We start from the raw sequence: 18,738 nt of genomic DNA, 5'->3' as shown, positions 1-18,738 counted from the left end.
GGGCGGAGGACCGCCCGGCTCTTTTGACGATGGTCTTTCGGTGGTCAGTGCGCCGGCTGCTTGAGCCGGAATCTCTGTATCTTGCCGGATTCGGTCTTGGGCAGTTCCTTCACGAATTCGATGGCGCGCGGGTATTTGTAGGGCGCGATCGTTGACTTGACGTGAAGCTGCAGCAGTTCGACCGTCGGGTCTGCAGGGATCGCCTGTTCGGCCAGAACCACATAGGCCTTGACGATCTGCCCGCGCGCCTCGTCGGCAACGCCGATCACGGCACATTCCCGGACATAAGGATGCGCCAGAAGCGCTGCCTCCACTTCCGGTCCGGCGATGTTGTAGCCGGCAGACACGATCATGTCGTCGTTGCGGGCGGCGAAGTGGAAATAGCCGTCTTCGTCCTGAATGAAGGCATCGCCCGTCACGTTCCAGCCGTCGCAGACATAGTCGGTCTGGCGATAGTCGGCGAGATAGCGGCAGCCGACCGGGCCGCGCACCGCAAGGCGTCCGACCGTTCCCCGCGGCAGCTCGTTCATGTTCTCGTCGACCACCTTCGCCTCGTAGCCGGTCAGCGGCTTGCCGGTGCAGCCGGGCTTGTAGTCCTCGAGCCGGTTGGAGATGAAGATGTGCAGCATTTCGGTGGCGCCAATGCCATCGAGGATCGGCTTGCCGGTACGCTTCACCCATTCTTCAAAGACAGGTGCTGGCAGCGTCTCGCCGGCAGAGACGGCAATGCGCAGCGACGAAAGATCGACACCCTCGTTCATCGCAGACAGCATGGCGCGATAGGCGGTCGGCGCCGTGAAGGAGATCGTCGCCTTGTATTTGCGGATGATCTCGATGAGGTTCGGCGGCGTGGCGTTTTCAATAAGTGCCGCGCAGGCGCCGAAGCGCAGCGGGAAGATGGCAAGGCCGCCAAGCCCGAAGGTGAAGGCGAGCGGCGGCGAGCCGACGAAGATGTCGTCCGGCTGCACATCAAGCACTTCGCGCGCATAGGCGTCGGCGATGATGAGAAGGTCGCGATGGAAATGCATCGTCGCCTTCGGAATGCCGGTGGAGCCGGAGGTGAAGCCGAGCAGGGCAACGTCGTCGCGGCCGGTCTTGACCGCCTGAAACTGCACCGGCTTTTCAAGAGCTGCGCGGTCCAGTTCGGCATCGTGATTGGCCGTGCCATCAAAGCCGATGACCTTGGTGAGGAAGGCATTTTCCTTGGCGCAGGCGATCATGTCTTCCATGAGCCGCGTGTCGCAGAGCGCCATTTCGATTTCCGCCTTGTCGACGATCTTGGCGAGTTCTGCGGCGCGCAGCATCGGCATCGTGTTGACGACAATGCCGCCGGCCTTGGTGACGGCGAGCCAGCAGGCGACCATGGCGGGATTGTTGGCCGAGCGGATCAGCACGCGCATGCCCGGCTTCAGACCGAAATCCTCGACCAGCGCATTGGCAAGCCGGTTGGTCCAGTCGGTCAGTTCCTTGTAGGTGCGGCGGCGACCATTGCCGATCAACGCCATGCGATCGCCGAAGCCGCGCTCGACCATGCGGTCGGTCAGCTCTTCGGCAGCATTCAGCCATTCGGGGTATTCGAAGCCGGCAAGATTGATCTCGGGCCAGAGATCGGCAGGCGGCAGGTTGTCACGCGCGAATGTGTCGGCAAGGCCGGTGGGTCCCAGTGCAGTCATTGTTCCACTCTCCGTTTTCGGTTTTTGGTTTCTTGTCATGCTTGGCTGCGGATCGAACCGCAGAAATCTGCTGGAGCGACAGCAATATAGTTTAGGCTTAAAATATTATCTCGCAAGTCCCTCTTGGCGGCTTTTCCGATGATTGCCGGGGCAGGCGACCTGCCCCGGCGATAGAGCCATAAGGCAGAACTCAGTCCCGTCCAGCCTCGATAATCTTGGTGGCAAGGCCGCTCGGATTGGAAAACATGCTTTCGTGGCTCCCAGGCATCTGCACGAGGCGGAATGCGCCGAGACGCGAGGACATGCGCGGATGCCAGCCCCATTCGCCCTGCGCAGGAAGCGCAGAAATATCGCACGGTGAAACAGCCGGACGCTGTTGGACAAAGCCCGGTTCAGTGAGGACGAAAGACCCGCCCCCGCCTGACTGTGGCACTCGGCGTCTCTCTGAACTTCTTGCGGTAGCTCTCGCTGAACCGGCCGAGATGGCTGAAGCCAGCGCTCAGCGCAACATCCGCAACCGCGACATCGGGTGTCCGCGTCAGCATGTCATGCGCCAGATCGAGCCGGATATCCCGCAGGACGACTGTCTGGCCGGGCGCCATATGGACGACCTGCCCGTTCTGTTCGATGCGCGCCACGCCATGGTTGGCACGACAAATGAGATAGAGACCGTCGAAATTGCCGGCGTCCACGCTGACCGGTGCGCCATACCGCAGGTCTACGATGGCCTGCCGTGCATTCCCGCGTGGCCTGAAGTCCGACCGGAAGGTGGTCTCCGAAGAGTGTATCCGGATGGAATGGTCGCAAAAGACCCGGGAAACCTCGGATACGATATTCTCAATCCCGCTGATCCTCATCCGCAAGCCCCTTCCCTCAGCCGGTCGCGTTCTCCTCGCCACCGTCAGAGACGCCGGGGCGAAGAAGGCGCCGGGCCTGAAACGCGCTTCAACAGCGCCCGATTGGCACACCTGTCCTGACAAAATAGTGCTCGCCTCCGCTCTTCATTTCAAGCTTGAAATATTGAGATGCCTTGTCCGGTGGCGGCGGCTCGCTAAAGCCGCCGCCCCGGTCTCGGTGGCAGATCAGGCCGCGACCGGGACTCGTGGTGTCTTCAGGAACACCAGAAGCAGCAGGATGGCGGCAACCGCGGGTACTGCGGCAACGAGCACGATCTGCTGCGGCGGCCAGCCGAGCGCCAGAACGAGACCGCCAACACCGGGACCGGCAATCGAGCCGATGCGGCCCATGGCGGCGGCCCAGCCGATGCCGGTCGTGCGCAGTGCTGCCGGATAGATGGTCACGGCCAGCGCGCTCTGCGCCACGCAGCACGGAATGAAGCCCATGCCGATCACGATAACGACCGGCATGATGGCGCCTGCCGGAATACCGGCGAGACCGAAGACGGCAATGCCGGCAAGTCCGATGACAGCCGCGACCAGAAGGGTCATGGCCGTGCGCACCCGCGCCGACAGGGCAATCAGCAACAGATTGCCGATCAGTCCGCCCATGGAGAATGCCGCGGCAACGGCCGGAGCCTTTTCCGGGGGAAGGCCCATTTGCAGTGCCAGCGTCGGCATCCACGAAATCAGCGCATAGGCGATCACGAAGACGAGGAATGCGAACAGCCAGAGCGTGACCGTGGCACTTCCCATCCCGTTGCCGAAGAGTGCGGAGACCGCGTTGCCATTGTCGGTCTGACGCGACTTTACCTCGCCATCGCGCATTGCACTGGCAATCCACGGCAGAAGCAGAAGCGGCAGGATACCGCCGACGATGAAGACACCCTTCCAGCCGAAATGCGCCATCAGGGGACCGCCGGCAATGCCGGCAAGCACGCCGCCGGCCGAGATGCCGGTGGCAATGATCATGGCCGCTGTCGCGCTTTTCGGGCCTGGCATCAGGTCAGCCGCCTTGGCAATGGCGATCGGCAAGGCGCCGCCGAGGCCGAGTGCGGTGACGAAGCGCAGCACCGTCAGGCTGGTGATATCACCGGCAAAGATGGTCGCCAGCGATCCAAGCCCGAAGACGACGACGCTGGCCAGCGCCATGGTGCGCGCGCCGAAACGCAGCGCCAGCGGCCCGCAGGCCATGTAGCCCACGACCGCACCGACGCTGGTTGCCAGAAATGTCGGCACCATGGCGGCGGGCGAAATGCCCCAATCCTTGGCAAGGATCGGCGCAACGAAGGTGATCGCGATCGTGTCGAACCCGTCGAGTGTCACGATCAGGAAGCAGAGCAGCATCGTCATAAAGACACTGCCGCTGCCGCTGGATGTTGAACTGTCACTATTCTGCATGTCATTCCCCTCTTATGTTTTATTGAATGACGTCAGATGCTTGCGTAGGCTTGCACCCTCCGGTCAAAATGAAGTCTCGTGCCGTTTTCGCCGTAGCGAGGCCAGGCCGGCAGGCCTTCGCCCTCAGGCGAGCCCGTATGTGCAAAGCGCGCCAGGCTCATCTGGAAGCTCCGCGAAAGGTCCTGCAGTTCGGCGAGGTCCGCGCCCACAACCGAAGCCGCACCGGCGTCGATCCAGGTCTCCAAATTGCCGAACAGGAAGGGCAGGTCGAGGCAATGGCAGGCCCCCAGACCCGCGCGCGGCGACTGCCAGTCGAACTGGTACATGTAGGACTGCGCGCCATGCCGTGACTGGGCCGCAGCAAATTCGGCGCTGAGATGATTGAAGGCTTCATCAGCGCGAAGGTCGGCAAGGATGGCGCCGGGATGGGCAGGCGCACGCCGGCTCTTTGCCTCAGCCAGCGCCTTGTCCGCGCCTTCGCCGAAGATCCGCATGAATTCCGCCTTCAGCTGTTCTTCCGTGAAATTCGCAAAAACCGGATTGCCGAGCGAAAACGCGCCGAATTCCTCGCGGGTGATGCCGATGATCGTGTCGCACCAGGCGCCTTCGCCGTCGAGGATCGCGTCAATCGGGTCGCGGACGATGAGATCGCCATCGATCACCGGCATGAACGGCGGGGCCACATCGCCGGGAACCGGTGAAGGCGGGATCTTCTGCTGGAGCAGGCGAAGCGCTTCGAGGAAGCGTTCCGGCTCCAGCGTGCGCAGCGGCTCGAGATCGGCCGGATCGAAACCGAGGGCCTGCAGCATGCCGCGTCCAACGGGCGGCGCATCTTCCGCCTTGCGCAGTCTGAGGCCAAGCGGCGCGCTCATCAGGATTGCCCGCTGGAACAGGCCCTTGCAGGCCGGATTGGCGAGCATGACGGCGATGCTGTAGGAACCTGCCGACTGGCCGGACACTGTGATGGCCTTGGGATCGCCGCCAAAGGCGCTGATGGCTTCGCCAATCCAGCGAAGTGCTGCAATCTGGTCGTGAATGCCGAGATTGGTGGGAGCAAAGCCCGGCTGCGACAGGAAGCCGAACGGCCCGAGGCGATAGGTGACGTTGACGACGACACAGCCGCTGTTCTTCGCCAGAAGCGCGCCATCATAGCAGGGCAGCGAGCCGCCACCCGTCATGAAGGCACCGCCATGCAGGAAGACGAGAACCGGTGCCGAGGCACCAGCTGCCACCGGCGACCAGATGTCGAGATGCAGGCAATCCTCGTCCAGGGTCATCGGGTAGACGCCCATGACCGCATCGAGCCGCGAGGGCAGTTGGGGAGCCACATGGCCTGTCTCGGTTGCCTCCAGCAGGCCGCTCCAGTGCAACGGCTCGCCGGGCATCTGATAGCGGCGCTCTCCGGCGACGGGCCGGGCATAGGGAACCCGGTGGAATGCGGACACTCCTTCACGCTTCACGCCCTTGAGCGCTCCAAAAGGCGTTTCGACAATGATTTCGTTCGTCATCAGCATGGCCGTGGTCCATTCGTTACAGCGTTGGAAAAATAATAGCTGCGAATTTTCAAGATGGCGTTCTATATTCGGGACGTTATCGTCCCAATCAGGAGATATGCATGCACGGCCTCGACGACATGTATCTGTTTCGAAAGGTTGTCGAATCCGGCGGGATTTCGGCAGCCGCACGCCGTTTGGGGATTGCCAAGTCTACACTGGCCCGCCGTGTCGGCGAGCTGGAAACGCGGCTCGGCCTGCCGCTCTATCACCGAGACAGCCGGCGTTTCGGGCTGACCAATTTCGGTTCGGAATGCTACCAGCACTGCGTTCGGCTCGCCAACGAGGCGGATAAGGTTCTGGCGCTGGCCGAACGCGCCCGCGCCTATCCGACGGGCGTGCTCCATGTCGTCTGCCCGCCCGTCATCGGGGCGGCGATCGTTGATGCGCTGGCCGCGGAGTTTGCGGCCTCGGTGCCCGATGTCCGTCTGCATCTTGAAGAGACGATGGGCATTTTCGATCCGCGCGAAACGCTGGCCGACTTCGCCCTCTATCCGAGCTTCACGCCGCTGCCCGACACGACGCTTGTCGCCCGCAAAATCATGTCGGCGCCTTATGTGCTTGCCGCGCGGCCAGATGTGCTGGAGGGCAGACCCATTCCGCAGACGCCGGAGGAGCTTCGCGACATTCGCTGTATCGGCCTCGGCAGCCGGGGGACGGACTGGAAGTGGCGGTTCCGCAAGGGACGTCAGGTGCAGACGCACCGCTTCGCGCCGGTCTTCACGACGACGCTGCCAAGCGCGCTTCTGCAGGCGGCACTCCAGGGCCTGGGGGCTGCATCCCTGCCGATGATGCTCTGCCGCCGCCCGTTCGAGGAGGGTCGACTGATCCCGCTGCTGGAGGATTGGGCGCCCGATCCGGTGACGCTTTATGCGGTCTATCCGAGCTCGCGCGCACTCTCGAACGCCGCAAGGCTGTTCCTGAACCTGGTCCTGGAAAGACTGCCGCAATTGCTGAAATAGCGGCCGGATCAGCCGGGAACGAAGACGCTCAGCTCCGCGCCACCCTCGGGCCGGTTCGCCGCCTCGATGCGCCCGCCATGGTCCTCGATGATGGTGAAGCTGATCCAGAGACCGAGCCCGGTCCCTTCTCCGATAGTCTTGGTGGTGAAGAAGGGCTCGAAAATCTTGCCGAGATTTTCCTTCGCGATACCCGGGCCGTTATCGCGGATCGTGACATGCGCGCCGGCCTTGTCCTTCTTCAGTGCAATCTCGATCAGCGGCGCGGGACGGCCGGACACCGCATCGAGCGCATTGTCGATCAGGTTGACGAAGACCTGGTGCAACTGCCCTTCGTCTGCGTTTGAGAGGACGACCGGAACCGTGTCGAAGGTGATTTCCGCGGAAGAGTTCTTGGCTTTCGCTGCCAGCTGCACCGAGTTGCGCAGCAGGCGGTCGAGATCGACCGGCTGGCGCTCGCCGGCACGGGTGAAGGAAAGCCGCCGCAAGTTCTTGACGATATCGCTGACGCGGCTGGCGCCTTCGATCGTCCCGTCGAGAAGCGGGTCGATATCGGCGAGAATGGCGTCGATCTTCAGCTCCCGCCGCAGCTTGCCCGTCTCGCTCTCATCCGCGCCGCCATGCAGCGCATCGAGATAGCGCACAAGGTTTTTGCGGTAGCGGTCGAGCGTGTAGATATTGGCATAGACGAAGCTGATCGGATTGTTCAACTCGTGGGCGACGCCGGCAACGAGGCGGCCGAGGCTCGCCATCTTCTCCTGCTCGATCAGCCGGCGTTGCGCCGTCTGCAATTCGCGATGGGCCTCATGCAGCGCCTCATAGGCGCGCCGAAGTTCGCTGATCGGCCGGCCTGTCAACACGGCGCCGAATTGCCGGGACGAGCCGTCGGCGAGTTTCGTGCAGCGCAGCGCCAGGCATTCCTCGCTGCCGTCCGGCCTCAAAAAGCAGATATCGGCCTCGACAAGCCGCCCGCCCTGCCCGGCACCTACCATGCGGGTTGCTTCCGGCCGGTCGTCCGCCTTCACATAATCGAAGACGCTGGAGCCGATGACAGCGCTTTCGGGCAGCCCGACGAGACTCAGGAAAGCCGGGTTCACCTTCTTGATGATGCCGCTGCTGGAGCAGACGATGAGAATATCCGAAACGGACGCGAAGACGCTGGAAATGAAGGATTGCGCCTCTTCGAGGTCGGCATTCTTCCGCTCGAGATCGGCTTCGTTGCGCAGGAGTTCGGCATAGACCTCGTCCATGCGGTGGATGACATCCACCCATAGCGATTCCCCCGCATCATCCAGCGACGGAATGGACGGCACACTGATCTTGCTGATCAGCGCCAAGTCCTCGGGATGTCCTTCAATCAGTCTCGTCATCCGTGTCGCGCCGCAGATCGTATCGATCCATCTTGGCCCTGAGCCCAACACGAGACAAGCCCAATTCGTCCGCCGTATGGCTGATATTGCCGGCATTGCGGGCCAGACTTGCCTCGATGGCGGCCTTTTCGACGGCAGCAACGATATCTTTCAACTGCTGGCCAGCCTGCGCCGGCTCCCCGGAGCTGCCTGCCTGCGCGCCATTGCGGATCGCCGCCGAAAGCAACCTGTCCGGCAGCGGCTGGTTATCCGGCGACAGCACGACCATGCGCTGGATCTCATTATGCAGCTCGCGCACATTGCCGGGCCAGCCATAGGCCGACATCAGTTCCAGCGTGCGCGGATGGAAGCCGGAAATTTCCCGGCCAAAGGCCTGGTTGATCTGGGTCAGCGTATGACCGGCAATTGCCATGATGTCGCGTGAGCGATCCTTCAGCGCCGGCATGTGGATGGGGAACGCGGCGACGCGATAATAGAGGTCGCGGCGGAAACGGCCGGCGGCCACTTCGGCCAGAAGATCGCGGTTGGTCGCGGCAATCACCCGGACATTGACCTTGCGGGTGCGCTGCGCGCCGAGCGGCCGGATCTCGCCCTCCTGCAATACGCGCAGCAACTTTACCTGAAACGCCGGCGACGTCTCGCCGATTTCATCGAGGAAGATCGTGCCGCTATCGGCCAGCTCGAACAGGCCGATGCGATCCTGGTAAGCGCCGGTAAACGCACCCTTCTTGCAGCCGAAAAGCTCGCTTTCCAGAAGATCATCCGGCAGCGCGCCGCAATTCTCGATGACGAAAGGCTTGTCGGCGCGAGCGGACTGGTGGTGTATGGCGCGGGCGAGCAATTCCTTGCCCGTGCCCGAAGCCCCGGTGATCAGCACCGAGACGTCATAATCGGCGGCGCGTTTTGCCAGCGCAATCGCATCGGCAACCGGGCTTCCCTCGACATGGATGATGCGGTCGAAGCCGTATTTGCTGCGCTCGACCCGCCGCTTGTCGGACACGGCCTTCTGCAACAGGTCACGCGCGGGCTTTGCCTCGACACTCACCTCGCCGGCCTGATGCTGCAACCGCCAGAGGCTAGCGCATTCATGCATACAGGCGACAAGCTCGTCCGGGTTCCAGGGCTTGGTGATGTAGCGGTAGATGCCGGCCTTGTTGACGCCGTCGATAATGTCGTCGCTGTCGGTATAGCCTGAGATGATCAGGCGGATGGTTTCCGGCCAGCGTTCACGCGCGCGCTTCAGGAACGTCACGCCGGATTCGCCCGGCATGCGCTGGTCGCAGAGCAGGATCTGCACCAGCTCGCCCTCCAGCACGGCTTCGGCTTCCGCCGCATTCTTGGCACAGATCACCTCGAACTCGTCGGAAAGCACGCGCCGGATCGCTTCGAGCGAACGCGGCTCGTCGTCGACCACGAGAACGGTCGTGCTGGCATTGCTCACGTCATTCTGCTCCCCGCCGGATCTCGCTCGTCCGGCCTCATCCCCTGATCGAAACCGTAGAAACTCTTGACCCTTCCGGCAAGCGCTTCCTTAAGCCTTTCAGCATATGCGCGGCAATTGCTCGCCGGACAGCCAATCGACAATCCGCCCGCCACCGAAGGAGGTTTCCATCTGCACGAAGCAATGGGGATCCTCGACCACATGACCGATCAATGCCGCCTCCCGCCCCAGCGGATGGGCCAGCATTGCCGTAAGCACGGCGTCGGCTGCCTCCGGCGAAACGATCGCCACAAGCTTGCCTTCGTTGGCCACATTGAGCGGATCGAGGCCCAGAAACTCGCAGGCCGCCGCCACTTCCGGCTTCAGAGGAATTTTTTCCTCGTCGATCCGGAAGCCGACGGAGGATTGATGGGCGATTTCGTTCAGCGTCGCGGCAATGCCGCCGCGCGTTGGATCGCGCATCAGGCGGATCGATGCGCCGCCCACGGCCACCATCGCCGCCGTCAGCGTGTGCAGCGCTGCGGAATCGGAGAGAATATCAGTGTCGAACTCCAGGTTCTCACGTTTCGACATGACGGCAACGCCATGGTCGCCGATCGAGCCCGAAACGATGACGCAATCGCCCGGCCGCGCGGCGTTGGAGCGCATGTCGATGCCATCAGGCAGGATGCCGACCCCGGCCATCGAGATGAAGACGCCATCGGCCTTGCCCCGTTCGACCACCTTCGTGTCGCCGGTGATGATTGGCACGCCCGCCTCGCGCGAGGCCGCGCCCATCGTGTCGGCGATCTTCGCCAAATCGCCCAGCGGAAAGCCTTCTTCGATGATGAAGCTTGCCGAGAGATAGAGCGGCCTGGCACCGGACATGGCGACATCGTTGATCGTGCCGTGAACGGCGAGCGAGCCGATATTGCCGCCGGGGAAGAAGAGCGGCGAGACGACATAGCCATCCGTCGTCATCACCATGCGCCCCGCCGGCACGGCAAAGGCCGACTGGTCATTGCCGGCGCGCAGCCAGTCATTGTCGAAGGCCGTGTGGAATATATCCTCGATCAGCTGGCCCATGGCCCGGCCGCCCGCGCCATGGGAGAGATCGACGCGGCCGTTGCGGAGATCGAGCTTGCGTCGTGTCGGCTTCAGAACGGCGACATTCATGCCACGCTCCTCTCGGTTTCCTTGGTTTTCGCGTGCTCGCGGAAGCGGCCATAGGTCCAGTGCGCAGCGCAAGCCCCTTCCGACGACACCATGCAGGAGCCCATGGGCGTATCCGGCGTGCAGGCCGTGCCGAAGAGCTTGCAATCGGTCGGCCGCTTGACGCCGCGCAGGATCGCGCCGCAATCGCAGGCCGGATTGTCCTTGGCCGCCGGCGTCACCATGCCGAAGCGCTTTTCGGCGTCAAACCGGCTATATTCTTCGCGAAGCCTAAGCGCGCCTTGCGGCACTTCGCCCAGCCCGCGCCACTCGAAGCTTTCGCATTGTTCGAAGAACTCAGCGACTTCCGCCTGCGCCTTCTGGTTCCCGCCCGGCTTCACAGCGCGGATATACTGGTTCTCCACCACATAACGGCCGTCGTTGATCTGGCGCACCAGCATGAGGATCGCCTGGATGACATCCAGCGGTTCGAAACCGGCGACGACGACGGGCTTGCGGAAATTCTCGGCGAATTCGTCATAAGGCTCCGTGCCGATGACGGTCGAAACATGGGCGGGGCCGACAAAACCGTCCACCTTCACCGTGCCGAGCTTCGCCACTTCCGGGCTTGCCAGAATGGTCTGGATCGCCGCCGGCGTCAGCACATGGTTGCAATAGATGGAAAAGTTCTGGAGGCCCTTGTCGATCGCCGCGCGAAGCGCCAGCGCCGTTGGCGGCGTGGTCGTCTCGAAGCCGATGGCGAAGAACACCACTTCGCGCTCCGGCTCGGCTTCGGCAATGCGCAGCGCATCGAGCGTCGAATAGACCATGCGGATATCGGCCCCTGCCGCCTTCGCCTTCAGCAGGCTCGAGCCGTTGGAACCCGGAACGCGCATCAGGTCGCCATAGGTGCAGAGCGTCACTTCCGGGCGCATGGAGAGCGCAATCGCCGCATCCAGCCGGCCGATCGGCAGCACGCAGACGGGACAGCCCGGCCCGTGGATCATCCGCACATTTGCCGGCAACAGGTCCTCCAGCCCGTAACGGGAAATGGCATGCGTGTGGCCGCCGCAGAATTCCATGAAATGATAGGTCAGATCGGGGCGGACTTCGGCCGCAATCTGCCGGGCGATGTCCTTGGCGAGCCGACCGTCGCGATATTCGTCGATATATTTCATGCCACCTCTCCCAATGCGGCTTCACGGATCAGTTCCAGCGTGCGCTCGGCCTCCTCCGGGTCGATCTTGGCAAGCGCATAGCCGACATGCAGCACCAGATAGTCGCCCACCTGCACGTCATCGACGAGCGCGGTGGAGACGATCTTCGACACACCATCGAGCGTCACCTTCGCCATATTGTCGGGCAGCACTTCCTTCACCTGGACGGGAATGGCTAGGCACATGTCTCGATCTCCTCCGACTGCTGTTTGTTGTTTTCTAGGACGTGGCGGGCAAAGGCGACTTGTCCCAGTGCGATGCCGCCATCATTGGCGGGCGCCTGACGGGGCAGGAAGACCTCGCACTGCTCGGCGCGAAGTCTCGCGCTAAGCCCTTCGGCCAGCACGCGGTTCATGATGCAGCCGCCGGAGAGTGCCACGCGGGTGACACCACCAGCCGCCCGCGCCTGAGCAATCCATGCTGCAAGGCCGGCAATGAGGGTGCCGTGAAAGAGATTCGCAGCAGCCGATCCCGCCACACGCTGCTCGGCCAGATGGACCAGAAGCGGCGTGAAATCGAGCTGGCCGCCGTCAAGCCTGTAACCGCCTTCCAGCACCTCCGGCGCGGTCACCAGCGCTTCAAATTCCATCGCCGCCTGCCCCTCGTAACGCTGAACACGGCGCACGCCCGCAATCGCAGCCGCCGCGTCGAAGAGCCTGCCCATGCTGGAGGTGAGGCCGACGCGCATGCCGAGGCCAAACAGGGAGACGAGCTTTTCAGCCATCGGGTCTCCGGAAAAAACCGCGCGCGCCAGATCGTCCCGGCCCGCCTGATGCAGCGCGCCGACACCCATGCGCCAAGGCTCGCGCGCGGCCTTGTCGCCGCCGGCTAGCGGCAGAGGCTTTAGGCCTCCGGTATGGGTCCAGTCGCAGCCGTCAAGCGCGATCCGCTCACCGCCCCAGATCGCCCCGCCGGGTCCATAGCCATGACCGTCGAGCGCCAGACCCAGAACCGGACCGTTTAAGCGATGTTCGGCCACCACAGCGGCGATATGGGCGACATGATGCTGCACGCGGATCAGCGGCAGGCCGAGCGTTTCGGCAAGCCGGACAGAGCGGAAATCCGGATGCAGGTCACAGGCCGCAGTGTCCGGCGCGATATCGAGGATGGAACAGAGATGGGCGACCGTCTCGCGTTGGAACCGGATCGCCTCGACATTGTCGAGCCCGCCGATATGCTGCGAGAGAAAGGCCTCGCGCCCGCGCGTCACGCAGACGGTGTTCTTCAGATCGCTGCCAAGCGCGATGATCGACGGTCCGTCCGAACCGAGATCGACTGGGTCCGGCACGAAGCCGCGGGCGCGGCGGAGATAGGCCGGCGCACCGTCGATCATCTGCATGACGCTGTCATCGGCGCGGACCACGATATCGCGATCATGCGTGACGATGAGATCGGCGATCTTCTCAAGTCGGCGAAGCGCATCCTCGTTGGAAGCAACCAGCGGCTCGCCGCCGGGATTGGCGCTGGTGGCGACAAGAACCGGGACGCGGCCCGCCGTCTCCAGCGCGGCCAGCAACAGGTGGTGCACGGGCGCGTAGGCGAGCATGACACCAAGCCGTTTCAGGCCCGGCGCAATAGCCTCGGGTAGGCGATCACGACTTGTCGCCAACACGATCGGATGGGCCGGGCTCTCCAGAAGGGCGATTTCGGCCTCGGTCAGATCGGCAAAGACCTGCGCCGCAGCAATATCCCGCAGCATGACGGCGAATGGCTTTTCGTCCCGCCCCTTGCTTTGCCTCAGCCTTGCAATCGCGCTCTGGTTTTCCGCATCGCAGAGAAGATGAAAGCCGCCAATGCCCTTCAGCGCCACAATTTTCCCGGCGCGGATCGCCCGCGCGACGTCATCGATCTCGTGGCTGAGCTTCGGTCCGCAGGCGGGACAGGCAACCGGCTCCGCATGAAAGCGGCGGTTCAGCGGGTTTTCATAGTCGGCGCGACAGGCAGCACACAGGGCGAAACCCGCCATGGAGGTCTGTGCGCGATCATAAGGCAGGCTCCGCGTGATGGTGAGGCGCGGACCGCAATGGGTGCAATTGACGAAGGGATAGTGAAAGAAGCGGCTTTCCGGATCGAAAAGCTCGTCAAGACACTGCCGGCAGGTCGCGGCATCCGCACCGATGCGGGTGGCGCTCTTGCCGGCGACGCTTTCGCGGATTTCGAAACCGGCCATGCCGCTTGGATTGATCTCTTGCGTCTCGATCAGATCGATGCGTGCCAGCGGCGGCGGCGCGGTCTCGACCATGCGCGCGAACCCATCCGCGCCCCTGCCCTCGACCTCGATCAGCACGCCGGCATTGTCATTCAGCACGAAGCCGGAAAGCCCCATCTGCCGGGCGAGCGCAAAGGCAAACGGCCTGAAGCCCACGCCCTGCACCACGCCCCTGACACGCAGACGAAAGCGCCGGATCAGGCGCTGGTCGTCCGTGTCATCGGCAATGGTGGCCCGGTTCGGCATCGCTTACGCTACCTTTGCGGCTGTCGCGCGCCGTGCGGCGGAGGCTTCGAGCCAGGCGTAGAGCGCTTCCATCCCCTCGCCCGTGCGGGCCGAAACGATGAAGGTCTGCAGCCTCGGATTGACCCGCATCGCATTGGCAATGCAGAGCCCGGTGTTGAAATCGAGATGCGGCAAGAGGTCCGACTTGTTCAGCACCATGATATCGGCGGCGGCGAACATGTCCGGATATTTCAGCGGCTTGTCCTCACCTTCGGTGACGGAGAGCACCGCGATCTTGTGCGCCTCGCCAAGATCGAAGGCGGCGGGACAGACGAGATTGCCGACATTTTCTATGAAGAGCACCGAATTTGCGGCCGGATCGAGCGTTTCGATGGCGTGGCCGACCATATGGGCGTCGAGGTGACAGCCCTTGCCGGTATTGATCTGCACGGCGCGCGCGCCGGCCTCGCGGATGCGCATGGCATCATTGGAGGTCTGCTGGTCGCCCTCGATCACGGTGATCTCGATGCGGTCCTTCAGCTCGCGGATCATGCGGGCAAGCAGCGTCGTCTTGCCGGAACCGGGACTGGAGACGAAATTGAGAGTGAAAATGCCGCGCCCTTCCAGCACAGACCGATTGGCGGCGGCCAGCCGGTCGTTCTTGGAGAGAATGTCGCGCTCGACCTGGATGATCTTTTCCTGGCTCATGCCCGGCACATGCACGCCGGCAATGCCATTGCCATAGTGAGATGTGCCATCCTCGTGTTGAACATGATCGTGGTCGTGGTGATCATGATGATGGTCATGATCGTGCCCATGGTCGTGATGGTGATCATGCGCCCCATGCCCGTGCGAATGGGAATGGCTGTGCCCGTGCGCGTGGCTGTGGGAATGGCCATGCGCGTGGTCATGATCATGGTCGTAATGATGGTGGTCATGGTCATGCGAATGACCGATCTCACCCTTTTCCGTTCCGTCGTCAATCACGGGATTGGTCCCGCATCCGCATACCGTACACATCAGATCACCTCCAAATCCCTGATCTTCAATTCATCGCCCGCCGTCATCTGGACGCGCGAGCGACCGCATTCGGGACAGGCCCCGAAACGCTCCTCCAAAGGCACCGTCTTTTCGCAATCGAGGCACCAGCCCTCGCCGGCGATTCGGTTGATTTCCAGCTCTGCCTCTTCGGCGAGGCTCCCGCGCCGGATCGCATCGTAGCAGAAGAGCAGCGCGTCCGGATCGACATGGCTCAAACGGCCGACATCAAGCCGGATCACGCGAATGCCCTTCGCGCCGTGGCTCACGGCGGTTTCGCAGGCGATCTCCACGACGCTTTCCATCAGCGACATTTCATGCATGGGCGATCTCCTTCAACGTGATGTCGAATGCGACGCAGGGGTCGAAGAGCGCGGCCAGCTTGGCAATGCGCAGGCGGGCCATGTCTCCCGCGCCTATTCTGGACGAAAGCAGCGTTTCGACGAAAGGCCCGGCGGGGTGAAAATTCCATTCGGTCGGCGCAAGGATGCGATATTGCGCGATCCGCCCGTCCGCGTCGAGGCTTGCTGCATGATAGAGCCGTCCGCGCGCGCATTCGACCGCCCCATAACCGTTGCCACTGGCAACACCGTCGCGCATCAGCGCCTCAAGCGCAACGGCGCGGCCTTCTGTGATGGCGTCGAGATCAAGGAGCGAGACGGACATGTCGGCAAGGCGTGCCTTGAAGCGCGCAAGCAGCGCCTTGGCGGTGTCGCCGGCCAGCCTGTCATGAAAGCGGCTGTAAGCCCCTGTTTCCACGACCCGGCCGGGCAGCGACGGGCGCTGGGCGTAAGTCTCGGTTTTCACAAGCAGGTCGACAACGTCGACATCGTCTTCCGCCTCAAGCGCTTCGCCCGCGCGGCGCGGAAACACATCGTCGCGCGGCAGATCAAGGGCAATCGCCTCCAGCAGGCTGCCCTTTGCCGGCTCCGCACCCGTTGGCGGCACACCAATCGCCGACGCAGCCTGACGCAGGGCGTCGCGTGCATCGGCCAGCGCGCGGGGGCTCTCCCATCCGCTTTCAGCGATGCTGACGATGGCGCGCGAGGCCTTCAAGGCTTCCCGCAGATGCGTGCCGGCGGCGGCTTGGGCGGCGGCGGGGAGCTTGCCCGGCCATTGCATGACCAGCGAGCGCAGCGTCTCGAATATGCGTTCCGCCAGCAAGCCCGCCGCAGCAAAGGTGCGATCCTGACGGCTCATGCTTTTGCCTTCCGCCTGCGCCAGCGCGAGCCGCGAGGCCGTCGTCTGGGCAAAGCCGCAGAGCGAGAAGATCTGCCCGGCCAGTCGCGGCGCTTCCGAGGGGGCCCGCCCCTCGAACAGACGCGCCAGCGCTGGCGGGCGGGCGCTTTTCACCTCGACGGCGCAGACGGCATCGCGCGCGAGGCTGACGGAAATGGCGACCGAACCTGCGGCAAGCGGCGCGTTCATGGCTCCACCGCCTCGGGTCGGGCGGCGAGCTTGCCGCGCAAGAGATCGCGACGGCTGGGCCTTGCGGGCGGTGGTGGCGGTGGTTCCAGTGCCTTGACGTCGAAGAAGGTGCGGACAATCTCGGCCGCGACCTCGTTTGCCTCTTCCATGCTGGCAAATTCGAAGACGGGCGAGAAGAGCGAGCAGGAATCGACGCGGCCGACGCCATCCAGCTCGCCGACAATGAATTCGACTTCGCCCGCCGGTAGGTTCAGCCTGACGCTCTTGCCGGCAGCAACCGGTTCCATCTCGGTGCCGGGAAGCGGCATCGCGATGAGGTTCATGAACCAGGGCGTCGTCACCACGCCGACCGCGCGGCCGCCCCATGGGCGAAAGCCGGTGGCGGCAACGCTCAGCGCCGGATTGCAGATCGGCACGTCGGCCATCGCGGTTGCCGCGATGTGCCGATAGCGCTCTTCAAGCGCTGCGGCGATATTCGCCGCCATATCGTCCTGCGTTGCCGGAACCGCTGACATCACGCGTTCTCCGCACCCAGCGCCATGAATTTCGACTGGAGCGCATCGCAGTTCGGACAGCGCCAGTCTTCCGGCAGGTCGGCAAAGGCCGTGCCCGGCTCGATCTGCCAGATGGGATCGCCTTCCGCCGGATCATAGACATGCCAGCAGATGCCGCATTCCATCTTGCCGTCGATGCCGGCCTCTTCGCGCTTGCCGAAATTTTCGAAACCGCCGCTCATTTGAAATAGGCCTCCTCGATTTCGCGGATGCGCACGGCGCTGTCCTTGAAGTCTTCTTCCGCCGCAATCGCCACGGCGGGAATGGTGCAGATTTCCAGCGTGTCGAGAATGATCGTGTCCATGGCGTTATAGAACTGCACGGACCAGACATTGCGCGCGCCGGTCGCCAGCACACGACAGGTGCCATAGCCGCGCGAGGTCAGCTGCACCGGGCCTGCCCCCAGCGTCTCCTGCAGGAAATCCATGTCTTCCGGGCTCATCGGCAGCAGCGAGAAGGTGATCGTATGCGCCTCGTCGCCGGGCTTATGCGACGCCATCTTGCCGGAAATCTCATGCAGAACCGGCATGACATTCATGGCGCCCGCCGGCGGTTGACCGTAAGCAAGTTCTGACGGAAGCGCTGCGCAGGCCTCGCCGACAACGGCCGGAATGGAGGCCACCTCGACATAATCCGCCACCAGCCGGTCGGCGGCGTCGGTAAAGCGGATGCGCCAGACGCCAGCCATCAGCGCTTCCTGGATCTGCGCTGTAATACCATTGGCCAGCACCGCTACACCCGACACCTCGCCTTCGCCCAGCGTCTCGGTGATCAGCAGGCGGTCATCTTCCGAGTAATCGGTGATATCGTATAGCTGCCCCGGCGCGCCTTCCTTCTGCCGCTCAAGCGCATCGGCGATCTTCGGCAGGATAGCTGCCGTGTCACGACAGCGATGGATCATTTCTTCCGCCGTGGCGGTGGCCAGAAAACTCAGCTTGCGCGCGGCAACCGGAACCTCGGTGCCGATCGGCATGACGGTCATTGCGCTATCTTCGCCTTCGGGGGCGACCCAGAATCCGGCCTTCATGCGTCAATCCTCACGCCTGCATGGGTAATTTCCACGCGCTGCGGCGCGGGCGTCTTCATCGGTTCGGCACCCGGCTCCAGCCAGCCGCCGATATTGTCCATATATTCGGACCAGTCCCGCACCTTCGGCATGATGCCCATGATATCGCTGCGGCGGGTGACGACGAGGCTTGGCATGATGACGACATGGAAACGCGCCTTCAGCTTGTCCTCATGTCCGCGCCGAACCACGCCGCCGCGCAGACGGCCCTGAAATGTCTGGAGAATTTCCGGCAGCACGACGGCAACGTCATTCGTTTCGCTGCGCTGCGCCGGATCACCGGTGAAGAAGATGATCGTGTGATCGACCTCTTCGGCCGTGGGCGCGAGAAAGGCGTCGATATTGGTTTCGTCCAGTAACGGCAAATTCATGCGCTCGCTGAGCGCACGGACCAGTGCTGACGGCATGGGCTTCCTCCCCTGATTGCCAGGATTTTTTCCTTAGCTCTAACTTAGCAAAGCGCATGCCAGTTGGGGGTAAAGCGGGATTCCACTGAAATGTAAGGAGAATTTGCAGCGGCGATTTTTGTGGTCGCCGAATTTGTGAAAAGAGAGCTTCCAGTCTGGAAAGGTTCTTT

At 63.2% G+C, this 18,738-nt stretch carries 18 protein-coding genes; 1 reads left to right on the top strand and 17 read right to left on the bottom strand.

The genetic code is table 11. The features are described from left to right. Nucleotides 1-44: 44 nt before the first annotated feature. The 4 genes from LQK84_RS15580 to LQK84_RS15560 form a co-directional block, all read right to left on the bottom strand. On the bottom strand, nt 45-1,673 hold the full coding sequence (locus LQK84_RS15580; protein ID WP_230829645.1) for an AMP-binding protein: 1,629 nt from the start codon (nt 1,671-1,673) through the stop codon (nt 45-47). Nucleotides 1,674-2,065: 392 nt separating this feature from the next. Further along, a complete protein-coding gene (locus tag LQK84_RS25245; RefSeq protein WP_330166415.1) occupies nt 2,066-2,530 on the bottom strand; it encodes an AraC family transcriptional regulator in 465 nt (154 codons plus the stop codon). Between the two features lie 225 nt (nt 2,531-2,755). After that, nucleotides 2,756-3,970 (bottom strand): MFS transporter, encoded by a 1,215-nt coding sequence (locus LQK84_RS15565; protein WP_230829644.1) that lies wholly within the window; start codon nt 3,968-3,970, stop codon nt 2,756-2,758. A gap of 32 nt (nt 3,971-4,002) precedes the next feature. Continuing rightward, nucleotides 4,003-5,484 (bottom strand): carboxylesterase/lipase family protein, encoded by a 1,482-nt coding sequence (locus tag LQK84_RS15560; protein WP_230829643.1) that lies wholly within the window; start codon nt 5,482-5,484, stop codon nt 4,003-4,005. A gap of 101 nt (nt 5,485-5,585) precedes the next feature. On the opposite strand from LQK84_RS15560, the gene LQK84_RS15555 reads away from it, so the two are divergent. Beyond that, complete coding sequence (locus tag LQK84_RS15555; protein ID WP_230829642.1) at nt 5,586-6,485, top strand: LysR family transcriptional regulator; 900 nt, start codon at nt 5,586-5,588, stop codon at nt 6,483-6,485. 8 nt (nt 6,486-6,493) lie between these two features. Here LQK84_RS15555 and LQK84_RS15550 read toward each other — a convergent pair whose 3' ends face one another. From LQK84_RS15550 to LQK84_RS15490, 13 genes are all read right to left on the bottom strand, one after another. Next, nucleotides 6,494-7,852 (bottom strand): ATP-binding protein, encoded by a 1,359-nt coding sequence (locus tag LQK84_RS15550; RefSeq protein ID WP_230829641.1) that lies wholly within the window; start codon nt 7,850-7,852, stop codon nt 6,494-6,496. Beyond that, on the bottom strand, nt 7,836-9,293 hold the full coding sequence (locus LQK84_RS15545) for a sigma-54-dependent transcriptional regulator (protein ID WP_230829640.1): 1,458 nt from the start codon (nt 9,291-9,293) through the stop codon (nt 7,836-7,838). The genes LQK84_RS15550 and LQK84_RS15545 overlap by 17 nt, the downstream gene beginning before the upstream one ends. A gap of 99 nt (nt 9,294-9,392) precedes the next feature. Next, a complete protein-coding gene (hypE, locus tag LQK84_RS15540) occupies nt 9,393-10,448 on the bottom strand; it encodes a hydrogenase expression/formation protein HypE (RefSeq protein ID WP_230829639.1) in 1,056 nt (351 codons plus the stop codon). Then, complete coding sequence (hypD, locus tag LQK84_RS15535) at nt 10,445-11,602, bottom strand: hydrogenase formation protein HypD (RefSeq protein WP_230829638.1); 1,158 nt, start codon at nt 11,600-11,602, stop codon at nt 10,445-10,447. Before hypD ends, hypE begins: the two co-directional genes overlap by 4 nt. After that, the gene (locus LQK84_RS15530) at nt 11,599-11,826 is read right to left on the bottom strand and encodes a HypC/HybG/HupF family hydrogenase formation chaperone (RefSeq protein ID WP_109854796.1); all 228 of its coding nucleotides are present in this window, start codon (nt 11,824-11,826) and stop codon (nt 11,599-11,601) included. Before LQK84_RS15530 ends, hypD begins: the two co-directional genes overlap by 4 nt. Further along, nucleotides 11,817-14,096 carry a carbamoyltransferase HypF gene (gene hypF, locus LQK84_RS15525; RefSeq protein WP_230829637.1) on the bottom strand — a complete coding sequence of 760 codons (2,280 nt, stop codon included), beginning with the start codon at nt 14,094-14,096 and terminating at the stop codon, nt 11,817-11,819. Before hypF ends, LQK84_RS15530 begins: the two co-directional genes overlap by 10 nt. Nucleotides 14,097-14,099: 3 nt before the next feature. Then, nucleotides 14,100-15,095, bottom strand: coding sequence for a hydrogenase nickel incorporation protein HypB (hypB, locus tag LQK84_RS15520; protein ID WP_230829636.1), 996 nt, complete (start codon nt 15,093-15,095; stop codon nt 14,100-14,102). After that, nucleotides 15,095-15,436, bottom strand: coding sequence for a hydrogenase maturation nickel metallochaperone HypA (gene hypA, locus LQK84_RS15515; protein ID WP_230829635.1), 342 nt, complete (start codon nt 15,434-15,436; stop codon nt 15,095-15,097). Before hypA ends, hypB begins: the two co-directional genes overlap by 1 nt. Continuing rightward, nucleotides 15,429-16,541, bottom strand: a complete 1,113-nt coding sequence (locus tag LQK84_RS15510; RefSeq protein WP_230829634.1) for a nickel-dependent hydrogenase large subunit — start codon at nt 16,539-16,541, stop codon at nt 15,429-15,431. The genes hypA and LQK84_RS15510 overlap by 8 nt, the downstream gene beginning before the upstream one ends. Further along, a complete protein-coding gene (hybE, locus tag LQK84_RS15505) occupies nt 16,538-17,056 on the bottom strand; it encodes a [NiFe]-hydrogenase assembly chaperone HybE (protein WP_230829633.1) in 519 nt (172 codons plus the stop codon). Before hybE ends, LQK84_RS15510 begins: the two co-directional genes overlap by 4 nt. Continuing rightward, a complete protein-coding gene (locus LQK84_RS15500; protein WP_230829632.1) occupies nt 17,056-17,277 on the bottom strand; it encodes a rubredoxin in 222 nt (73 codons plus the stop codon). Before LQK84_RS15500 ends, hybE begins: the two co-directional genes overlap by 1 nt. After that, nucleotides 17,274-18,122, bottom strand: a complete 849-nt coding sequence (locus LQK84_RS15495) for a hydrogenase expression/formation protein (RefSeq protein ID WP_230829631.1) — start codon at nt 18,120-18,122, stop codon at nt 17,274-17,276. Before LQK84_RS15495 ends, LQK84_RS15500 begins: the two co-directional genes overlap by 4 nt. Further along, complete coding sequence (locus LQK84_RS15490; RefSeq protein ID WP_230829630.1) at nt 18,119-18,568, bottom strand: hydrogenase accessory protein; 450 nt, start codon at nt 18,566-18,568, stop codon at nt 18,119-18,121. The genes LQK84_RS15495 and LQK84_RS15490 overlap by 4 nt, the downstream gene beginning before the upstream one ends. Between the last annotated feature and the right edge of the window lie 170 nt (nt 18,569-18,738).

Origin of the sequence: Rhizobium sp. C4 (assembly GCF_021026315.1) — a bacterium.
In the GTDB taxonomy this organism is placed as follows: domain Bacteria; phylum Pseudomonadota; class Alphaproteobacteria; order Rhizobiales; family Rhizobiaceae; genus Ensifer_A.
The sequence above is the reverse complement of the archived record's forward strand: the minus strand, read 5'-3'. Positions and strand labels throughout refer to the sequence as shown.